At 70.3% G+C, this 18,315-nt stretch carries 18 protein-coding genes; 1 reads left to right on the top strand and 17 read right to left on the bottom strand.

Annotation, left to right across the window (positions count from 1 at the left end):
• Positions 1-8: 8 nt before the first annotated feature.
• The 17 genes from FHY06_RS10560 to FHY06_RS10640 all read right to left on the bottom strand — a co-directional run bounded on the left by FHY06_RS10560 (position 9) and on the right by FHY06_RS10640 (position 17,475).
• Positions 9-872 carry an isocitrate lyase/PEP mutase family protein gene (locus tag FHY06_RS10560; protein ID WP_132802249.1) on the bottom strand — a complete coding sequence of 288 codons (864 nt, stop codon included), beginning with the start codon at positions 870-872 and terminating at the stop codon, positions 9-11.
• Positions 869-2,278: an FAD-dependent oxidoreductase gene (locus FHY06_RS10565; protein ID WP_184604828.1), complete on the bottom strand. Its 1,410-nt coding sequence runs from the start codon at positions 2,276-2,278 to the stop codon at positions 869-871. Before FHY06_RS10565 ends, FHY06_RS10560 begins: the two co-directional genes overlap by 4 nt.
• The gene (locus FHY06_RS10570; RefSeq protein WP_126182442.1) at positions 2,275-2,889 is read right to left on the bottom strand and encodes a cysteine hydrolase family protein; all 615 of its coding nucleotides are present in this window, start codon (positions 2,887-2,889) and stop codon (positions 2,275-2,277) included. The genes FHY06_RS10565 and FHY06_RS10570 overlap by 4 nt, the downstream gene beginning before the upstream one ends.
• A complete protein-coding gene (locus tag FHY06_RS10575; RefSeq protein ID WP_132802240.1) occupies positions 2,886-4,940 on the bottom strand; it encodes a hydantoinase/oxoprolinase family protein in 2,055 nt (684 codons plus the stop codon). The genes FHY06_RS10570 and FHY06_RS10575 overlap by 4 nt, the downstream gene beginning before the upstream one ends.
• Positions 4,937-6,634 carry a hydantoinase B/oxoprolinase family protein gene (locus FHY06_RS10580; RefSeq protein ID WP_019656883.1) on the bottom strand — a complete coding sequence of 566 codons (1,698 nt, stop codon included), beginning with the start codon at positions 6,632-6,634 and terminating at the stop codon, positions 4,937-4,939. The genes FHY06_RS10575 and FHY06_RS10580 overlap by 4 nt, the downstream gene beginning before the upstream one ends.
• A complete protein-coding gene (locus FHY06_RS10585) occupies positions 6,627-7,148 on the bottom strand; it encodes a LeuD/DmdB family oxidoreductase small subunit (RefSeq protein ID WP_126182439.1) in 522 nt (173 codons plus the stop codon). The genes FHY06_RS10580 and FHY06_RS10585 overlap by 8 nt, the downstream gene beginning before the upstream one ends.
• 55 nt (positions 7,149-7,203) lie before the next feature.
• Positions 7,204-8,520: a 3-isopropylmalate dehydratase large subunit gene (locus FHY06_RS10590; protein ID WP_221404187.1), complete on the bottom strand. Its 1,317-nt coding sequence runs from the start codon at positions 8,518-8,520 to the stop codon at positions 7,204-7,206.
• The gene (locus FHY06_RS10595; RefSeq protein ID WP_126182862.1) at positions 8,517-9,473 is read right to left on the bottom strand and encodes a tripartite tricarboxylate transporter substrate binding protein; all 957 of its coding nucleotides are present in this window, start codon (positions 9,471-9,473) and stop codon (positions 8,517-8,519) included. Before FHY06_RS10595 ends, FHY06_RS10590 begins: the two co-directional genes overlap by 4 nt.
• Before the next feature lie 39 nt (positions 9,474-9,512).
• Positions 9,513-10,223 carry an ABC transporter ATP-binding protein gene (locus tag FHY06_RS10600; RefSeq protein ID WP_019656879.1) on the bottom strand — a complete coding sequence of 237 codons (711 nt, stop codon included), beginning with the start codon at positions 10,221-10,223 and terminating at the stop codon, positions 9,513-9,515.
• Entirely contained in the window at positions 10,220-10,981 is a 762-nt protein-coding gene (locus FHY06_RS10605) for an ABC transporter ATP-binding protein (protein WP_019656878.1), read from the bottom strand. The genes FHY06_RS10600 and FHY06_RS10605 overlap by 4 nt, the downstream gene beginning before the upstream one ends.
• Entirely contained in the window at positions 10,974-11,966 is a 993-nt protein-coding gene (locus tag FHY06_RS10610; RefSeq protein ID WP_184604830.1) for a branched-chain amino acid ABC transporter permease, read from the bottom strand. The genes FHY06_RS10605 and FHY06_RS10610 overlap by 8 nt, the downstream gene beginning before the upstream one ends.
• On the bottom strand, positions 11,963-12,835 hold the full coding sequence (locus tag FHY06_RS10615) for a branched-chain amino acid ABC transporter permease (protein WP_184604832.1): 873 nt from the start codon (positions 12,833-12,835) through the stop codon (positions 11,963-11,965). Before FHY06_RS10615 ends, FHY06_RS10610 begins: the two co-directional genes overlap by 4 nt.
• Positions 12,836-12,962: 127 nt before the next feature.
• A complete protein-coding gene (locus FHY06_RS10620) occupies positions 12,963-14,165 on the bottom strand; it encodes an ABC transporter substrate-binding protein (protein ID WP_184604834.1) in 1,203 nt (400 codons plus the stop codon).
• 19 nt (positions 14,166-14,184) lie between these two features.
• Entirely contained in the window at positions 14,185-14,964 is a 780-nt protein-coding gene (locus tag FHY06_RS10625; protein ID WP_184604836.1) for a GntR family transcriptional regulator, read from the bottom strand.
• 109 nt (positions 14,965-15,073) lie between these two features.
• The gene (locus tag FHY06_RS10630) at positions 15,074-15,922 is read right to left on the bottom strand and encodes a fumarylacetoacetate hydrolase family protein (protein WP_019656873.1); all 849 of its coding nucleotides are present in this window, start codon (positions 15,920-15,922) and stop codon (positions 15,074-15,076) included.
• Between the two features lie 57 nt (positions 15,923-15,979).
• On the bottom strand, positions 15,980-16,744 hold the full coding sequence (locus FHY06_RS10635) for an SDR family NAD(P)-dependent oxidoreductase (protein ID WP_184604838.1): 765 nt from the start codon (positions 16,742-16,744) through the stop codon (positions 15,980-15,982).
• Entirely contained in the window at positions 16,741-17,475 is a 735-nt protein-coding gene (locus tag FHY06_RS10640) for an SDR family oxidoreductase (protein WP_126182434.1), read from the bottom strand. The genes FHY06_RS10635 and FHY06_RS10640 overlap by 4 nt, the downstream gene beginning before the upstream one ends.
• A gap of 119 nt (positions 17,476-17,594) precedes the next feature.
• Here FHY06_RS10640 and FHY06_RS10645 point away from each other — a divergent pair, with 119 nt between their 5' ends.
• The gene (locus FHY06_RS10645; protein WP_184604840.1) at positions 17,595-18,311 is read left to right on the top strand and encodes a FadR/GntR family transcriptional regulator; all 717 of its coding nucleotides are present in this window, start codon (positions 17,595-17,597) and stop codon (positions 18,309-18,311) included.
• Positions 18,312-18,315 lie beyond the last annotated feature (4 nt).

The following is an 18,315-nucleotide window of genomic DNA, read 5'->3' on the forward strand; positions in this document are numbered from 1 at the left end:
GCTGCCGGCTACTCGTACTTGCGGCCCTCGCGCATCAGCTGCGGCGTGCCGATCACTTCGTTGAGCGCGTCGAAGTCCAGCATCTGCGCCCGCCAGGGCTGCGTGGTGCGGTGCCGGTGCAGGCTGGCGTAGTAGCCCTGCAGCGTGTGCACCACCGCGCGCGCCGTGCCGCCGGGGAAGATGGCGATGCGAAAGCCGTGCCGCTGCAGCGCATCGGCGTCCTGGATCGGCGTCTTGCCGCCCTCGACCATGTTGGCCAGCAGCGGCACGCGATGCGCGAAGCGGCTGCAGGCGGCATCCATCTGCTCGGGCGAGCGCAGCGCCTCGATGAACAGGGCGTCCACGCCGCATTCGAGGTATGCCTCGGCGCGGTCGAGCGCGGCATCCAGGCCCTCGACCGCCACCGCGTCGGTGCGCGCGAGGATCAGGGTGTCGCTGGAAGCGCGCGCGTCCAGCGCTGCCTTGAGCTTGCCGACCATCTCGCGCTCGGGCACCACGGCCTTGCCGTCGAGGTGCCCGCAGCGCTTGGGAAAGGTCTGGTCCTCGATCTGCACCATCGCCGCGCCCGCGCGCTCGAAGCCGCGCACGGTGCGCTGCGTGTTCAGCGCGTTGCCGAAGCCGGTGTCCGCATCGACGATCACCGGCAGGTCCACCCGCTCGGTGATGCGTGCCAGCGTGTCGGCCACTTCGGTGAAGGTGGTCAGGCCGATGTCGGAGCGGCCCAGCCGGGTGTAGGCGATGGACGCGCCCGACAGGTAGAGCGCCTCGAAGCCGGCCTGCTCGGCCACCAGCGCGCTCAGCGCGTCGTACACGCCGGGCGCCAGCACGATGTCGCGGCTGGCGAGGCGGGTCTTGAAGTCGTGTGTCGTCATGCGGACGGCTCCTTGTGTCCAACGAGTGAGGCGGCTGTGCGCGCCGCGATGTAGCCGCCGGCGACGGCGCTCAGCAGGCCGTTGCCGGAGAGATAGCCCCACACCGCGTCGCCCGACACGCCGCCGGCAGCGCCGCCCGCGGCCAGCAGGTTGGGAAGCGGCGTGCCGTCCTGGCGCAGCACGCGCATGTCGGGCGCGGTGTCGAGGCCGCCCTGGGTGTGGAAGAGCGCGCCGGTCACCTTCACGGCGAAGTACGGCGCTTCGAGACCGCGCGCGAACACGCGGCCATCGGGTGCGGCACCGGCGCGCATCGCGTCGAGCGTGGCCTGCAGCACGAGGGCTTCGCAGCCGATGCACTCGGCCAGCGCGGCCACCGAGTCGCAGCGGCGCAGCGCTCCGGCGGCCTCGGCCTCGCAGAAATCGGGGAAGCCGCGCGCCAGGGCGAGCAGCGGCGTGTCGAACACGTTCCAGGCGATGCCGCCCGGCTGCGCGAGCACGTGCACCGCGGCTTCGGAATAGCCCAGGGTCTCGTCGTGGAAGCGGCGGCCTTCGCAGTTGAGCTGCACGCCGCCTTCCATCATCACGGCCCACGACATCAGCGCTCCCTGGGGCGTGACCCACGAGCCGTGGCCCTGGTAGCCGCCCAGGTCGCGCAGCCGTGCGCCCAGCGCCGTTCCCCAGAGGATCGCGCTGCCGTCGTTGCCCACGTGCCCGCCGAAGGCGGCCTCGCCCATCTCGGGCAGCAGCGTGCGAACCATCTGCACGTTGCCGCCGAAGCCGTTGCATGCCAGCAGCAGCGCGTCGCAGCCCAGCGTCTCGCGCCGGCCGTCGGGGCGCAGATAGTCCACGCCGACCACCCGGTCCTGCGCATCGAGCACCAGCGTGTCGACCACGGCCTGCGTCAGCAGGGGGATGCCCGCCGCCTCGGCCGCGGCGAGCAGCGCCGCCATGAGCGCGGCGCCGGTCTTCTGCGGCAGCGCATGCATGCGATGCACGCTGTGGCCCGGGTAGAGAAAGCCGTCGAGCAGGATCCATTCGAGGCCGTGGCGCGCCTGAAGCGCGTCGAGCGCGGGGCCGATGGCACCGGCGTACGCCTCGACCAACGCGGGCGCCGCGCGGCCGTGCGCCTTGGCCTGGATGTCGGCCGCGAAGCGCCCGGCGCTGTCGCCGGCCACGCCATGTTCGCGCTGCGTGCGCGTGCCGGGAGCTGGAATGAAGCCCGACGAGAGCGCGGTCGACCCGCTCGGCAGCGCGTCGCGCTCCAGCACCACGCAGTCCACGCCCGCGTCGGCCAGCATCAGCGCCGCAGTGAGCCCGCAGGCCCCGCCGCCGACGATGGCGACCGGCACATGCACCTCGGCCTCCACCTGCGCGGCACGCCGGAGCGTTCTTTCGGGACCGCTCATGCCAGCGACGCGATGAAGGGCGCGCAGTCCGTCACTTCGGCCACGTTGCGCATGTCGGCCAGCGAGGTGTTGTGGCGCTCCTCGCCGAATGCCGCGCAACCGTCGCCGAGCACCAGGGTGCGGTAGTCGCGCATGTGCGCATCGCGCACCGTGCTGGCCACGCCGCCGTTGGTGACGATGCCGCACACGGCCACGGTGTCGATGCCCGCGCGGCGCAGCACCCAGTCAAGCTGGGTGTTGAAGAAGGCGGAGTACGCCACCTTGCTCACGGTGACGTCGACCAGGCCGGCCAGCGCATCGACGTTGGCCTGGCCCCAGCTGCCGGGCGCGAAGTCGCCCCTGGCCAGGTACGGGCGCAGCGCCTTCAGGTGCGGCGAGATCATCGGCTCGCCCTTAGCGTCGGGCCACAGGGTGAACTGGCTCGCCACGACCAGTCCGCCGCCCGCCTTCAGCGCGCGCGCAACGGCGGCCACGCGCTCCGGCAGCAGCAGCGCGGGCGGGTTGGCGTCGCCCCCGCGCGCGTAGGCGCCATTCGGGTGGAGAAAGTCGTTCTGCAGGTCGACGACGACCAGCGCCGTCTTCGCCGGAAGGATCTTCGCGCCGGCGCTCATGACGGCCTCACCAGCAGGTTGCCGTATGCATCGACCTCGGCATGGAAGCCGGGCTCCAGCCACACGGTGGTGTCGGCCTGCTCGAGGATGGCGGGCCCGTCGATGCGTGCGGCCACCGGCAGTTCGAGCCGCGCGTAGCGCAGCGCGTCGTGCCACCGGCCTTGATGGAACACGCGCTGCGTGCCCAGCGGCGCGGTGCTGCCCTCGCCTTCGGGCGCCAGCACCTTCAGGTCGAACTTGGGTCGCACGCCGATGCGCGCATAGCGCAGGTTCATCACGCGGATCGCGATGCCGTCGAGCACGCGGCCGAAGGCTGCGGTGTAGGCGGCCTCGAAGGCCGAGCGGATCGACTCCGCCGTGAGCGGCGCCTGGCCCGCATCGGCCAGCACCACCGGCAGCGTGTGCGTCTGGCCGGCGTAGAGCATGTCGAGCGCGACCACCTCGCGCACCTCGTCGAAGCGCACGCCCGACGAATCGAGCCGCTGCTGGCAGCTGGCGGCCAGCTCGTCGATGCGGTGCCGAAGATCGGCCACGTCGAGATCGCCCAGCGCCTTGTTGATGGTCTGCACCGCGTCGTGGCGCATGTCGGCGATCACGCAGCCCAGCGCCGAAGTCACGCCCGGGTAGCGCGGCACGATGCCGGTGGCCACGCCCACCTCGCGCATCATCGCGCACACGTGCAGCGCGCCGCCGCCGCCGAAGGGCATGTACGCGAAGCGGCGCGGATCGTGCCCGCGCTCGATCGACACCAGGCGGATCGCGCCGGCCATGCGCGCATTGGCCACGGTGAGGATGGCTTCGGCGGCCGCATGCACGTCGAGGCCCAGCGGACGCGCGACGTGTTCCTCGATGGCCTGGCGCGACTTCTGCGCGTCCAGCGCCGCCAGCAGGCCGCCGCCCAGCGGGCGGTCCGCCGCGATGCGCCCGAGCAGCACGTTCGCATCGGTCACCGTCGGGCGCGTGTTGCCGCGACCGTAGCAGGCCGGCCCCGGCACGCTGCCCGCCGACTCGGGGCCGACCTGCAGCATGCCGCTCGCGTCCACCGACGCGATGGAGCCGCCGCCGGCACCGATGGTCTCGATCTGGATCATCGGCGAGCGGATCACCATGCCGAACTCGATGGCGGTCTGCGCGGCCAGCGCGGCCTCGCCGTTGGCCACCAGAGACACGTCGAAGGACGTGCCCCCCATGTCCCCGGTGATCGCATTCGGGAAACCGGCAGCGCGCGCGATGGCCGCGCAGGCGATGACGCCGGCCGCCGGCCCCGACAGCGCGGTGCGCACCGGCAGGTCGCTCGCGGTCTGGCGCGACATCACGCCGCCGTTGCTCTGCACCACCAGCAGCTCGCCGCCGAAGCCCTGCGCGCGCAGGTCGCCCTCGAGGCGGCCGAGGTAGCTGCCCACCACCGGCTGCAGCGCGGCATTGAGCGTGGCGGTCGAGCAGCGCTCGAACTCGCGGATCTCGGGCAGCACCTCGCTGGCCGAGGTCACGTGCGGGTTGGGCCACAGCTCGCGCACGGCCGCCACGGCGAGGCGCTCGTTCTCGGCATTGGCGTAGGTGTTGATGAAGAACACGCACACGGCCTCGCAGCCGGCCTCCAGCAGCGCGCGTGCCTCGGCACGCACCTGCTGCAGGTCGACGGGGGTGTGCAGCGTGCCGTCGGCCAGCGTGCGCTCGTCCACCTCGCGGCGCAGGTCGCGCGGCACGACGGGCAGGAAGCTTCCGCGCAGGCCCCAGGTCCGGGGCCGGTCGCGGCGGCGCATCTCGAGCACGTCGCGGAAGCCCCGCGTGGTGATGATGCCGGTGCGCGCCACCTTGCGCTCGAGCAGCGCGTTGGTGCCCACCGTGGTGCCGTGCACGATGGTGGCGATGTCGGCGGCCGAATCCGCCACGCGCGCGACGCCGTTCATGAAGCCGCGCGCTTCCTCGCCGCGCGTGGAAGGCACCTTGACGATGCGCGCGCTGCCGTTGGCTTCGTCGAGCACGAAGAGGTCGGTGAAGGTGCCGCCGACGTCGACGCCGACGACGAGGGAATTGCCAGGAGAGGTCATTCGGGTGCTTTCTTCGTCTTGTCGCTGCTCACATAGCCCATGGCCGCGTCGGCCTCGCGCTGCGCGGGGGTGCGCTCGGCCGCAGGGCCCCAGCCGCCGCCGCCGGGGGTTTCGAGGCGCACGCGCTCGCCGCGCGCCAGCGCGATGCCGCGCATCTTCGACACCATGGGGGGCGTGTGCCATTGGCCGGCGTTCTCGTAGCGGAACACGTTGAGCGCGCCCGCGCCTCCGCCGGCGATGCCCTTGGGCGGCGAGGTGCCGCGCTCGCCGAAGACGAACACCTCGGCGTCCTTCTCGAGCAGCTCGATCTCGTACACGGCGCCCAGTCCGCCGCGATGCCGGCCGTCGCCGCCGGAGTCGGGGCGAAGCGACCATTCGGTGAAGCGCACCGGGTAGGCGGCCTCGAGGATCTCCAGCGGCGGGATCGTCGCGGTCGAGATGGGCGCGTTGCCGTGCGCGAGCCCGTCGCCGTCGGAATGGCCGCCGTGCCCGCCGCCGAAGAAGCTGAACATCACCCAGCGCTGGCCTTCGCGGCCCTTGTCGCTGCGGTGGCCCGCGATCGACAGCGCGTTGATGGTGCCGTAGGCCTGCGCCACGGCGCGCGTGGGGTCGGCCTGCGCGGCAGCGCTGAAGATCACGTCGATCATGCGCAGGATGGTCTCGGTGTAGCCGCCCACCGGGCGCGGTCGCTCGGCGCTGATCACCAGCCGCCCGGGAATGACGAAGTCCACCGCGTCGAGCACGCCGGCATTGGCCGGCACGTCGGGGAACAGATGCTTGAGCGCCACGTAGCAGGCGGCCACCGCGGTGGCGCGCGAGATGTTCACCGGGCCCGCGCACTGCGCCGAGGTGCGGGAGAAGTCCAGCGTGAGCCGGTCGCCGGCCACCGTCATGTCGAGCGCGATGGTCAGCGGCTCGTTGACGATGCCGTCGTTGTCCAGCACGTCCTCGACGCTGTAGCGGCCGTCGGGCAACGAGGCGATGTGCGAGCGCATCAGGCGCAGTGCGCGGCCGCGCAGCTCGCCCAGCGCACTGAGCACCAGCTCGTCGCCGTATTCGTCGAGCAGGCCATCCAGGCGCTTCGCGCCCAGCTCCAGTGCCGCGAGCTGGCCGTTCAGGTCGCCCCACAGGCTGTCGGGCAGGCGCGTGTTGGCCTGCAGGATGGCCAGCACGTCGGCGTCGAGCACGCCGTCGCGCACGATGCGCACCGGCGGGATCTGCACCGCCTCCTGCCAGCACTCGGTGGCCGCCGGGTTGTAGTTGCCCGGCACCGCGCCGCCGACGTCATGCCAGTGTGCGGCGGAGGCCATGTGGCAGTAGAGCCTGCCGTTGCGGAAGAAGGGCTTCACCAGCTTGAAGTCGTTGGCGTGCGTGCCGCCGTCGTAGGCGTCGTTGCTGATCCAGATGTCGCCGTCCCTCATGCCGCCGCGCGGCTCGGCCGCCTTCACCGTGGCGCGCACGGCGAAGGCCATGGCGCCCACGAAGACGGGCAGGCCCGACTTGCCCTGCACCAGCGTGTCGCCGGTGGCGGCGTCGTACAGGCCGTGGCAGGCGTCGTGCGCCTCGGCAATGATGGGATTGAACGCGCTGCGGTAGAGCGTGGCGTCCATCTCGTCGGCCACCTGCTCGAGGCGGCCGCGCAGCACGGCGAGCGTGACGGGATCGATGGTTGTCGTGGAGGAGGTGTCAGGCATCGGGAGCTTTCTTCGAGGCGGGGCGGCCAGCGCGCAGGCGCAGCTGGTTCAGCAGTCCGCCGGCGCGGACCATGTCCATGAGGAATCCGGGCACCGGCTCGCAGGCCATGGGCCTGCCGTCCGGTCCGACGACCCCGGGCACCGTGGCGTCGAGGGCGATCCGGTCGCCCTCGCCCAGGGTCTCGGCCTGCGCGCAGGTCAGCAGCAGCAGGCCCACGTTGAAGGCGTTGCGGAAATACAGGCCGCTGTACGACGGCGCGATCACCGCCCTCACGCCCAGGTGGACGAGCACCGCGGCGGCCTGCTCCCGCGACGAGCCGATGCCGAAGTTGGGGCCGGCCACGATCACGTCGCCGCGCTGCACGCCGGCGGCGAAATCGGGGCGGACGGCCTCGAGGCAGTGCCTGGCGATGATGTCGATGCCGTGCTTCATGGCATGGCCCGGCGCGAGCAGGTCGGTGTCGATGTCGGCACCGAGCCGCCAGACGCGGTGCGTGGCGTGCGTGACGCTCATGCTGCGACCTCCGCGCGTCGCACCGCGGTACTCGACCCAGGAACGGCCCGGCGGCTCATGCCAGCACCTCGCGCGGGTCGGTCACGCGGCCGCGCAGCGCCGCGGCCGCCACGGTGTAGGGGGAACCCAGGTAGACCTGCGCGCTGGGCGAACCCATGCGGCCCTTGAAGTTGCGCGCCGTGGTCGAGATGACGGTGATGTCGTCGCCCATCGGGTCGCCGTAGCCCGAGCAGGCCCCGCACGCGGTCGGGAAGAGCTCCGCGCCCGCGTCCGTCAGCGCCTGCAGCACGCCCTCGGCGCGCGCGCGCTCCTGGTCGCGGATGCTGGCGGGCGCGACGATGAGCCGGACGCCCGCAGCCACCCTGTGTCCGCGCAGCACCCGTGCCGCGGCGCGCAGGTCGTCGAGCTTGGCGCCGGTGCACGCGCCGATGTAGGCCACGTCCACCGGCGTGCCGGCGTAGTGGCTCACCCCGCGCGAGTTGGCGGGGCTGTGCGGCGCGGCCACGTGCGGCTCGAGCGCGGCCGCATCGAAGCCGTGGCGCGTGAGTTCGGCACCGTCGTCGGTGAACCAAGCCCCCGTGTCGGCCGACGGTGCACCGGCCTCGGCGAGGAAGGCCGCTGTGGTGGCGTCCGGCGCGATCAGGCCGGCCTGCGCGCCAAGCTCCGCGCTCATGTTCGACAGCGTCATGCGCTCCTGCATCGACAGCGCTGCCACCGCGGGCCCGGCGAACTCCACCGCCTGGTAGCGCCCGCCGTTCATGCCGAAGCGGCCGATCATGTGCAGCATCATGTCCTTGGCGGTGACGCCTGCGGGCAGCGCGCCGTCCCACCACATCTGGATGGTCTCGGGCACGCGCAGCCAGATCTCGCCGGTGACCACCACGCCGAGCATCTCGGTGCTGCCCACGCCGAACATGTAGGCGCCGAAGGCACCGCCAGTGGGCGAGTGCGAGTCGCCGCCCACGCACAGCATGCCGGGGCGGATGTGCCCGTGCTGCGGCACGACCACGTGGCAGATGCCCTGGCTGTCGTAGACGTGCGGCAGTGCCTGCTCGCGCGCCCACTCGCGCGCGATGCGCACGATGCGGCGCGAGTCGTCGTCGCGCTCGGGCACGTAGTGGTCCATCACCAGGACGATGCGCGAGGGGTCCCAGAGGCGCGCGCCCAGTTCCTCGAGCATGGGCTTGAGCCGGCGCGGACCCGACGAGTCGTGGAACATGGCCAGGTCGACGCCGCAGGTCACGATCTCGCCCACCGCCACGTGCTCGCGGCCGCTGGCACGCGCGATGAGCTTCTGCGCGAGCGTCTGGGGCCGGGCTGAAGCGGCTACGGGTGCGGCCACGGTTGCGCGGGTTGCTGCGGGGGTGTTCATTCGGGCTTGGCTCCGGAGAACTTCACGACCTTGGCCCAGCGCGGAATCTCGCTCTGCACGAAGGCTGCGAACTGCTCGGGCGAGTTGCCGACCGGGATGGCGCCCTCGGTGTCCAGCCGCCTGAGCATGTCGGGCTGCTGCAGCGCACGGCGGGCCGCATCGCTGAGCTTGCGCGACACGTCCGCCGGCAGGCGCGCCGGACCGAACAGGCCGAACCATGCGCTCGATTCATAGCCCGGCAGGGCCTCGGCGATGGCCGGCACCTCGGGGAACGCAGGCAGGCGCGTGGCGGTGGTGACGCCCAGCGCCTTGAGCTTGCCGGCCTGGATGTGCGCCTTGACGTTGCCCACCGCCGCGAACATCAGCTGCACCTGGCCGGCCAGCAGATCCTGCACCGCAGGTGCCGTGCCCTTGTACGGGATGTTCACGATGTCCACGCCCGACTGCATCTTGAAGGCCTCGCCCGCCATGTGCAGCGACGAGCCCACCGCGCCGATCGCGAAATTGAGCTGGCCCGGCCGGGCCTTGGCGAGCGCGATGAGTTCCTTCACGTCCTTCGCCGGCACCGACGGGCTCGCCACCAGGATCGACGGCGAGGTCGCCACGCAGGTGAGCGCGGTGAAGTCCTTCACCGGGTCGAAGGGCAGCGAGGGGTACAGCGTGGCGTTGATGGCATGGCTGGTGAAGCTCATCAGCAGCGTGTTGCCGTCGGGCGCGGCCTTGGCGACGGCATCGGCGGCGATGTTGCCGCCTGCGCCGGGCTTGTTCTCGACGATCACGGTGCGGCCCAGCGCGGGGCCCATGCTGACGGCGAGCGAGCGGGCCAGCGTGTCGGTCGAGCCGCCCGCCGGCGCGCCGACGAGGATGCGCACCGGCGCATTGCCGAGCTGCGCCCGGGCAGCGGCGGCGAAGGCCAGGGCGGCTGGTGCGATGAGGATGTTGCGGCGATGGATCATGGGGGGTCCTTGATGTCTCTTTGTTCTTCGGGGGCTTCAGAGGCCCAGGTACGCGCGCCGCAGTTCGTCGCTGTCCAGCAGCTCGTCGGGCTTGCCCGAGAAGCGCACGCTGCCGTTCTCCAGCACGTAGGCGCGGTCGGCGATCTCCAGCGACTGGCCCACGTTCTGTTCCACCAGCAGCACTGCGAGGCCGCCGTCGCGCAGCTCGCGGATCAGCGTGAACATCTCCTCCACCAGCAGCGGCGAGAGGCCGAGCGAAGGCTCGTCGAGGATCAGCAGCACCGGCTCGGCCATGAGCCCGCGCGCGATGGCCAGCATCTGCTGCTCGCCGCCGCTCATGGTGCCGGCGTGCTGCGTCATGCGCTCGCGCAGCCGCGGGAAGATGTGGAACATCTTCTCGACGTTGGCCGCGCGCCGCTCGCGGGCACGGGTGAAGGAGCCGAGCTCGAGGTTCTCGAGCACGCTGAGGTTGGGGAACACCTTGCGGCCCTCGGGCACCTGGATGAGGCCGGCCTTCACCACGTCGCGGTAGTGGGCCCCCGTGAGGTCCCGCCCGTCGAAGCGCACGCTGCCGGCCCAGGTGGGCACGAGGCCGCAGACCATCCTGTTGAGCGTCGACTTGCCCGCGCCGTTGCTGCCGAGCAGCGCGACCATCTCGCCGGCATCGACTTGCAGGTCGACGCCGCGCAGCACTTCCACGCGGCCGTAGCCGCCGCGCAGGCCCCGGATTTCGAGCAACGGGTTCATGCGCCCGCTCCCGCGGCAGCCTTGCGCAGGCGCGCCGCCGTGCCGTGGCCCAGGTAGGCCTCGACGACGCGCTCGTCGGAGGTCACCTGCGCCGGGTTGCCCTCGGCGATCAGCCGGCCCTGCGCCAGCACCCACACGTGCTCGGCCAGGTTCATGACGGCCTGCATGACGTGTTCGATCATCAGCACGGTCACGCCGCTGTCGGCGATGCCGCGCACCACCGGCAACATGTCGGCGATCTCCTGGGGGTTGAGGCCTGCGAGCACTTCGTCGAGCAGCAGCAGGCGGGGCCGCGTGGCGAGCGCGCGGGCGAGTTCGAGCCGCTTGCGGCCGGCGACGGTGAGATCGGAGGCCGGCTTGTCGAGCTGCGGCGCCAGGCCCACGCGCAGCGCCACAGCCTCGGCGCTGGCCAGCGCCTGGGCGCGGTCGCGCAGGTGCAGGTGCGCACCCACGGCGATGTTCTCGCGCACGGTCTGCGCGGCGAAGGGCTTCACGATCTGGAAGGTGCGGGTCATGCCGAGCACGGCGTTGCGGTGCGGCTCGCGGCCGGTGATGTCCTGGCCGGCGAAGCGCACGGTGCCGGCGTCGGGCCGCAGGAAGCCCGACATCAGCGCGAACAGCGTCGTCTTGCCCGCGCCGTTGGGGCCGATCAGCGCGGTGAGGCTGCCCTCCCTCACCGACAGGCTCACGCCCTGCACGGCCTTCAGGCCGCCGAAGGAACGCGAGATGCCGTCGAGCTGCAGCAGGGGCTCAGTCATCGCGGCCTCCCTTCTTCTTCCACAGCTGTCGCACCGACAGCCCCAGGCCCGCCACGCCGCGCGGCAGGAAGATCACGATGAGCACGAGCACCGTCCCGTAGATGACCATGTTGATGCCCGGCAGCTCGCCGAACAGGTTGCGCGTGAGGTCCGACAGCAGGTGCAGCACCGCCGCGCCCAGCACCGGCCCCCACAGCGTGCCCATGCCGCCCACGATGGCCGCGACCAGCGCCTCCACCGAGGTGACCGGGCCGTAGGCGATGCCCGCATCGATGTACTGGAACACCTGCACGTAGAAGGCGCCGGCCGCGCCCATGAAGGCCGCCGACAGGCCGATGGCCGCGAGCTTGACGCGGAAAGGGTTCACGCCCACGGCGCGCGCGGCATCCTCGTTGTCGCGCACGGCCTGCAGGTAGGCGCCAAAGCGGCCGTTGCGCAGCCACCATGTCACCAGCAGCGCGACCACCACCATCGCCAGCACCACCCACAGGTAGCCCGCGCGCGAGGCGAACTGCATGTTCGCGACCGATTCGCGCAGCGGCACCATCAGGCCCACGCCGCCGCCGGTGAACGGCACCGAGGTCGCGAGGATGCGGAACACCTCCGCGAAGGCCAGCGTGACAAGTGCGAAGTACGAGCCCTTCAGCCCGTAGCGAAAGGTCAGCGCGCCGACGAACAGGCCCACCAGCGCGCTGCCGGCAATGGCCAGCGGCAGCGCGACCCACGCGTTGATGCCGCCCTGCAGCTGCGCGATGGCCTGGATGTAGGCGCCCGTGCCGAAGAACAGCGCATGTCCGAACGAGAACTGCCCGCCGAAGCCGCCGAGGATGTTCCAGGCCTGCGCGATGAGCGTGGCATAGAGCGCCATCATCACGAAGTTGAGCATCACGCCCGACTGCGTGACCAGCGGCACGCAGGCGACCGCCACCGCGAAGAGCGCGATGCCCGCGAGCTGCCGGCGTCCCGGGTTCTTGTCCGCGCTCATGCCTTGGCTCCGAACATGCCCTGCGGGCGGAACAGCACGACGCCGATGAAGATCGCGAAGATCCCGATCTGCCCGAGCGACTCGCCCAGGTAGAGCCCGCCGAGCGACTCGACCACGCCGATCAGGAAGCCGCCGACGAGCGCCCCCGCGAAGCTGCCCATGCCGCCCAGCACCACGATGGTGAAGGCCACCAGCACGAAGCCGCTGCCCACCTGCGGGTTGACGTAATAGGCCGGCAGCAGGAAGCAGGCCGCGGCCCCGAGGCATGCGAGGCCGATGCCGAAGCTCATGGCATAGACGTGGTCGACGTCGATGCCCATGAGCTTGGCGCCCTCCTTCTCCTTGGCCACCGCGCGGATGGCGCGGCCCAGGTCGGTGCGGCCCATGATCCAGAACAGGATGCCCGACACCGCCAGCGCGCCGGCGAAGGCGACCAGCTTGGGCACGGCGATCATCGCGGGGCCGATGGCCACGGTGCTCAGCGAATAGGCGGTGTCGATGCTGCGCGTGTCCGACTTGAAGAACAGCAGCGCCAGGTTCTCCATGACGATGGCGATGCCGAGCGTGGCCAGCAGGATGTTCTCGTCCTTGCCATGGCCCGCACGGTTGATGACCACGCGCTGCAGCGCATAGCCGAGCGCGAACATGCCCGCTACCGCGATGGGCAGCGCCAGGTAGGGATCGATGCCCCAGCGCTCCTTCAGGAAGTACACCGCGTAGAGCGCCAGCATCAGGCTCGCGCCATGCGCGAAGTTGATGATGTGCAGCACGCCGTAGATCAGCGTGAGCCCGACCGCGATCAGCGCGTACACGGCGCCGGTCGTGAGTCCGTTCAGGACCGACGGGAAGAGGATGGTGATGTCTGGCATTGGTTGTCGGGGGCTTGGCCGCTTTCCTGGCTGCGCGTCTTGCGTGGGCGTGCCGCTCCACCGGACTCCGTGCGTGTCCGGAATCCGTCGAAGCGCTTCATGGGTGGTGCCTCGTGTCGGCCCGGCTTCAGGCCTTCAGCGGGAAGACCGGGTCGGTCTCGCGGTAGTCGCGCGGGATGATGACCTTGATGTCGTTCTTCACCACCTGCGTCATGAGCGGTTGCGCGCCTTCGTTCTGGCCGTTGACGAACCGCGTGGGGCCGTACGGCATGATGTGGTTGGAGAAGGTGCTCTTCTCCAGCGCGTCGATGATGGCCGCGCGCTCGGCGGACTTCGCGCGCTCGATGGCATCGGCCAGCAGCCACATCGAGGTGTAGGTCATGAACACCTCGTAGCTGAAGAACTGGCCCTTGGCCTCCACGCGCTTGCGCAGCTCCTGCGAGCGCTTGTCCTTCGGGTTGAACCAGTGGTTGCAGTCGATGATGCCGTTGGCTGCGTCCGGAAATTCCTTCACGAACTTGTAGCTCGACGCCGCGCCGCCCAGCACCGAGAAGATCGCCTTGGGCACCACCTTCTGCTGCTGCATGGTGCGCACCAGCAGCGCGTATTCGTTGTAGTAGTTGGCGGGAATCACGATGTCGGGGTTGACCGACTTCATGCGCAGCACGATGTTGTTGAAGTCGCGCGTGGGGTTGGCGTGCTTCACCACCTCCTTCACCTCGAAGCCGTAGCCCGGCAGCTCGCGCGAGAGCAGCTGCGCGGTGCCCGCGCCGAACAGCGACTCCTCGTGGATGACCATCACCGTCTTGGCGGGGCTGCCCGCGGCCTTGTTGAGCACCAGCAGGTTGGCCATGGCCACCTCGGTCGACTTCTTGTAGCCGGGTCCGAAGCGGAAGGTGTTCTTCAGCCCGCGCTCGACGATCTGGTCGGCCACGCCCACGTCGACCACATGCGGCAGGTTGTACTTGGCCGCGGCCTGCGTGGTGGCCAGGCAGATGGCGGAAGCGAAGGCGCCCACGATGGCCGACACGCCGGCCTCGTTCATCTTCTCGACCTCGGCCGCGCCGGCCTGCGGCTGCGACTGCGCGTCGCCCAGCAGGGCCTCGAGCTTCGCGCCGCCGAGCGACCTGATGCCGCCCGCCGCGTTGATGTCCTCGATGGCCATGAGCGCGCCCAGGCGGCACTGCTGGCCGGAATAGGCCAGCGCGCCGGTGACCGGGTGCAGCACGCCCACCTTGACGGTCTTGGGCTGCGCGCCGGCCACGAGGGGGAAGGCGACGGCGGTGGCCAGCGCGGCCGAGCGGGACACGAAACTGCGGCGGTTCTGCATGGGGCTTTCCTTTTTCTCTTCAGTTGAACTGGGCTGACACGTCCTTGCTGACCCACACCTTCGCGTCGATGCTGCCCACGCGGGAGAGCTGCATCTCGTAGGTGTAGCGGTCGGGGCGGTAGAAGCCGTGCAGCCACTGCACGGGCCGCTCGTCCTCGTCGTAGATCAGGCGGCGCACCGCGAGCAGGGCCGAGCCGACGGAGACATCGAGGTGCTGCGCGAGCACGTTGTCGGCCAGCCGGGCGGAAATGGTCTGGTGGGCGCGCCCCACCTTCACGCCCGACTCCTCCAGCAGCACCAGGATGGGCTTCTTCGACAGCTCGCGCCGGCCGAAGCGGCGCGCGATGGTGTCGGGCACGTAGGTCGTGATGTGCGAGAGCGGCCCTTCCTTGGTGGAGCGCACGCGCACGGCCTTCTGCACCGCATCGCCGAGCTGGAGCTGCAGCGCCTCGGCCACCTGCGTGGATGCCGTGATGGTGGCCACCTCGATCACCTTGACCGAGGTGTGCAGGCCCATGGTGACGAGGTTCTCGAGCAGGCCGCGCAGGTTGGCGCGCTCCATGCTTCTGGTGCCGGGGCCTTCGCCGCCGGCCGGCGGCACCGCGCGCGTGCGGCGCCCGGGATTGCGTTTGATGAGTCCTTCGGAAGCCAGCTGCTCCAGTGCGCGGCGCACGGTGACGCGCGCCACGTTGAACTGCCCCATCAGCGCCAGCTCACCAGGCAGGCCTTCCGCAAAGCGGCCTTCGTGCAGCTGCTCACGCAGCACCAGATAGATCTGGTGGTATTTCGGCAAAGGCATCTGCGACATGCCGTTGATGGTTTTGCAGTTTCAATGTTCTGTCAATGGGACATTTGAAGCCGCAAAAAAAGGCGCCGGAGGCGCCTTCATTGAAACTGCCGGCAGAAGCTCAGAGCTTGAAGGGAACCACTTCCTGGCGCTGGTCGCCCAGGCCCTCGATGCCCAGCGTCATCACATCGCCCTTCTTCAGGAAGAGCGGCGGCTTCATGCCCATGCCCACGCCCGGGGGCGTGCCGGTGGTGATGACGTCGCCCGGCATCAGCGTCATGAACTGGCTGACGTAGCTCACGATCTTGGCCACGCTGAAGATCATGGTCTTGGTGTTGCCGGTCTGCACGCGCTTGCCGTTCAGGTCGAGCCACATCGAGAGCTTCTGCGGGTTGGGTACGTCGTCGCGCGTCACCAGCCACGGGCCGATGGGGCCGAAGGTGTCGCAGCCCTTGCCCTTGTCCCAGGTGCCGCCGCGCTCGATCTGGTATTCGCGCTCGCTGATGTCGTTGATGGTGCAGTAGCCGGCCACGTAGTCGAGAGCGCTCTTCTGCGGCACGTAGCGCGCACGCGTGCCGATGACCACGCCGAGCTCGACCTCCCAGTCGGTCTTGACCGAGCCCTTGGGCAGCATCACCGGATCGTTCGGGCCCTGGATGCAGCTGTTGGCCTTGGTGAACACCACCGGCTCCTTGGGCACCGGCAGGCCCGACTCGGCCGCGTGGTCCGCGTAGTTGAGGCCGATGGCGATGAACTTGCCCACGTTCGCCACCGGGCAGCCGAAGCGCGGCTTGCCCTTGACCAGCGGCAGCTTGTCGATCTTCTGCTTGCGCAGCTTGGCGAGCGCGGCGTCGCCGAGCTGCTCGGGGCCGATGTCCTTGACGAGGGCGCTCAGGTCGCGCAGCTGGCCGTTGTCATCGATGAGGCCGGGCTTTTCCTTGCCGGGGTTGCCGTAGCGGACGAGTTTCATGTTTTCCTTTCAGTGCGTTGGAATTCGGAAGTGTGTGGGATGAGTCGGCCCGGCCGGTCAGTATGTCGAGCGGCCGCCGGACAGGTCGAACACGGCGCCGGTGGAGAACGAGCACTCCTCGGTGCAGAGCCAGCCGACCATCGCGGCCACCTCCTCCACCGTGCCGAAGCGGCCCATGGGAATCTTCGAGAGCATGAAGGCGATGTGCTGCGGCGTCATCTGGTCGAAGATGGCGGTCTTCACCGCCGCGGGCGTCACGCAGTTCACGCGGATGCCGGTGTCGGCCAGCTCCTTGCCGAGCGACTTGGTCAGGCCGATGACGGCCGCCTTGCTCGCGCTGTAGGCACTGGCGTTGGGGTTGCCGTCCTTGCCGGCCACCGAGGCGATGTTGACGATGCGGCCGTGGCCGCCGCTGCCGTCGCTGCCCTGCCTGCGCATCTGCGCGACCACCTCGCGGCAGCAGAGGAACACGCCGTTGACGTTGACGTCCATCACCTGGCGCCAGTCGTCGACGGGGTAGTCCCACAGCTTCGTGTTGGGCCCGGTGATGCCGGCGCTGTTGACGAGCGCGTCGATGCGCGGCGCATGCGACAGCGTGGCGGCCAGGGCCTGGGCGACCGAGGCATGCTGCGACACGTCGACCTTCAGCGCGAAGGCCTTGTCGCCGAGCGATTCGGCGGCCTTGGTGGCTGCGTCTTCGTCGCGGTCCCACAGCGTGACGCTGCCGCCCGAGGCGACGAGCCGCTGCGCAATGCCGAAGCCCAGCCCGGTGGCACCGCCGGTGACGACCGCGTGGCGCCCGCGGAAGTCGAGCTGGTTCATATCGTGATGCCGCCGTCGACCGTGAAGTACTGGCCGGTGGCGAACACCGATTCGTCGCTCGCGAGGAACACGACCACCGGCGCGATCTCCTCGGCCTGCGCGAGCCGGCCCATGGGCTGGCGCGCGATGAAAGCGCGGCGCGCAGCGTCGGGGTCGGCGTTGGCGTTGATGCGTTCGCCCAGCGAGGGCGTGTCGACCGTGCCTGGGCACACCGCATTGCAGCGGATGCCGCGCGCCACGTAGTCGGCCGCCACGCTCTTGGTGAGGCCCAGCACCGCCGCCTTGGTGGTGCCGTAGACGAAGCGGTTGGGCAGCCCCTTCATGCTGGAGCACACGCTGGCCATGTTGATGATGCTGCCGCGCCCCGCCGCCAGCATGCCGGGCAGCACGGCCTGGATGGTCCACATCTGGGCGCGCACGTTGAGGTTGAAGGCGAAGAGCAGTTCGTCGTCGGTCGCCTGCTCGATGGCGCCGTTGTGGACCACGCCGGCGCAGTTGAAGAGGACGTCCAGCGGCGGCAGCTTGGCCGCCAGCGCGCCGATGGCGGCCTTGTCGAGCACGTCGAGCTTCAGCGCGGTGACGTTGGGCACGCCCGCGTAGCGCTCCAGCAGCTTCTCGTTGACGTCGGTGGCCCAGACCTGTGCGCCCTCGGCCGCCATGGCGAGCACGCTGGCATGGCCGATGCCCTGGCCGGCGGCAGTGACCAGCGCGGTCTTTCCCTTCAATCTCATGGAGCTCTCCTCGGGTTTGGCCCGATGATGGTCCGGGCAATGTGGCGTATTCTGAATTGGCCTTACCACTTGGCCAATTCAGGACAACCCCTAACCCTCCCGCCTGCCTTTCCGTTTCCGTGCCGATCCAGACCCTCGAACCCCAGCGCCTCTACCGCCAGATCGCCGAACAGCTGCGCGAGCTCATCGGCAAGGGCGAATTCGCTGTGGGCGCGCGCATTCCCGCCGAGCGCGACCTGGCCCGGCAGCTGGGCGTGAGCCGGCCATCGGTGCGCGAGGCGCTGATCGCGCTGGAGGTGGAAGGCTGGGTCGAGGTACGCACCGGCTCTGGCGTGTACGTGCTCGACCGCTCGCAGCGCACGCCGCCGCCGGCCAACGGCGCGGCCGGCATCGAATGGGGGCCGCTGGAGATCATCCGCGCGCGCCGCATGGTGGAAGGCGAGACCGCCGCCACCGCGGCCCAGCACGGCAAGCGCAAGGACGTGGACGCCATGCGCCGCGCGATCCGCATGATGCGCGAGCTGGCCGCGAACGGCGAGGTGCCGCACGAGGGCGACCGCGCCTTCCACCTGGCCATCGTCAACGCCTGCGACAACGTGGTGCTGACCGAGACGGTCCAGGGCTTCTGGGAGTCGCGGCACGGGCCGATCTTCGCCCGCATGATCGACTACTTCGAGACCATGGAGTCGTGGCAGGTGGCCATCGGCGAGCACGAGCTGATCCTCGACGCCATCGCCGCGCGCGACCCGTCCGCCGCTCGCAGCGCCATGCACGAACACATGGACAAGTTCCACCAGCGCTTCAGCGCGAGCTGGCGCCGCACCAAGGCTTCCTGAACCG

It is taken from the genome of Variovorax atrisoli (assembly GCF_014195185.1).
GTDB classification, from domain to species: domain Bacteria; phylum Pseudomonadota; class Gammaproteobacteria; order Burkholderiales; family Burkholderiaceae_C; genus Variovorax; species Variovorax atrisoli.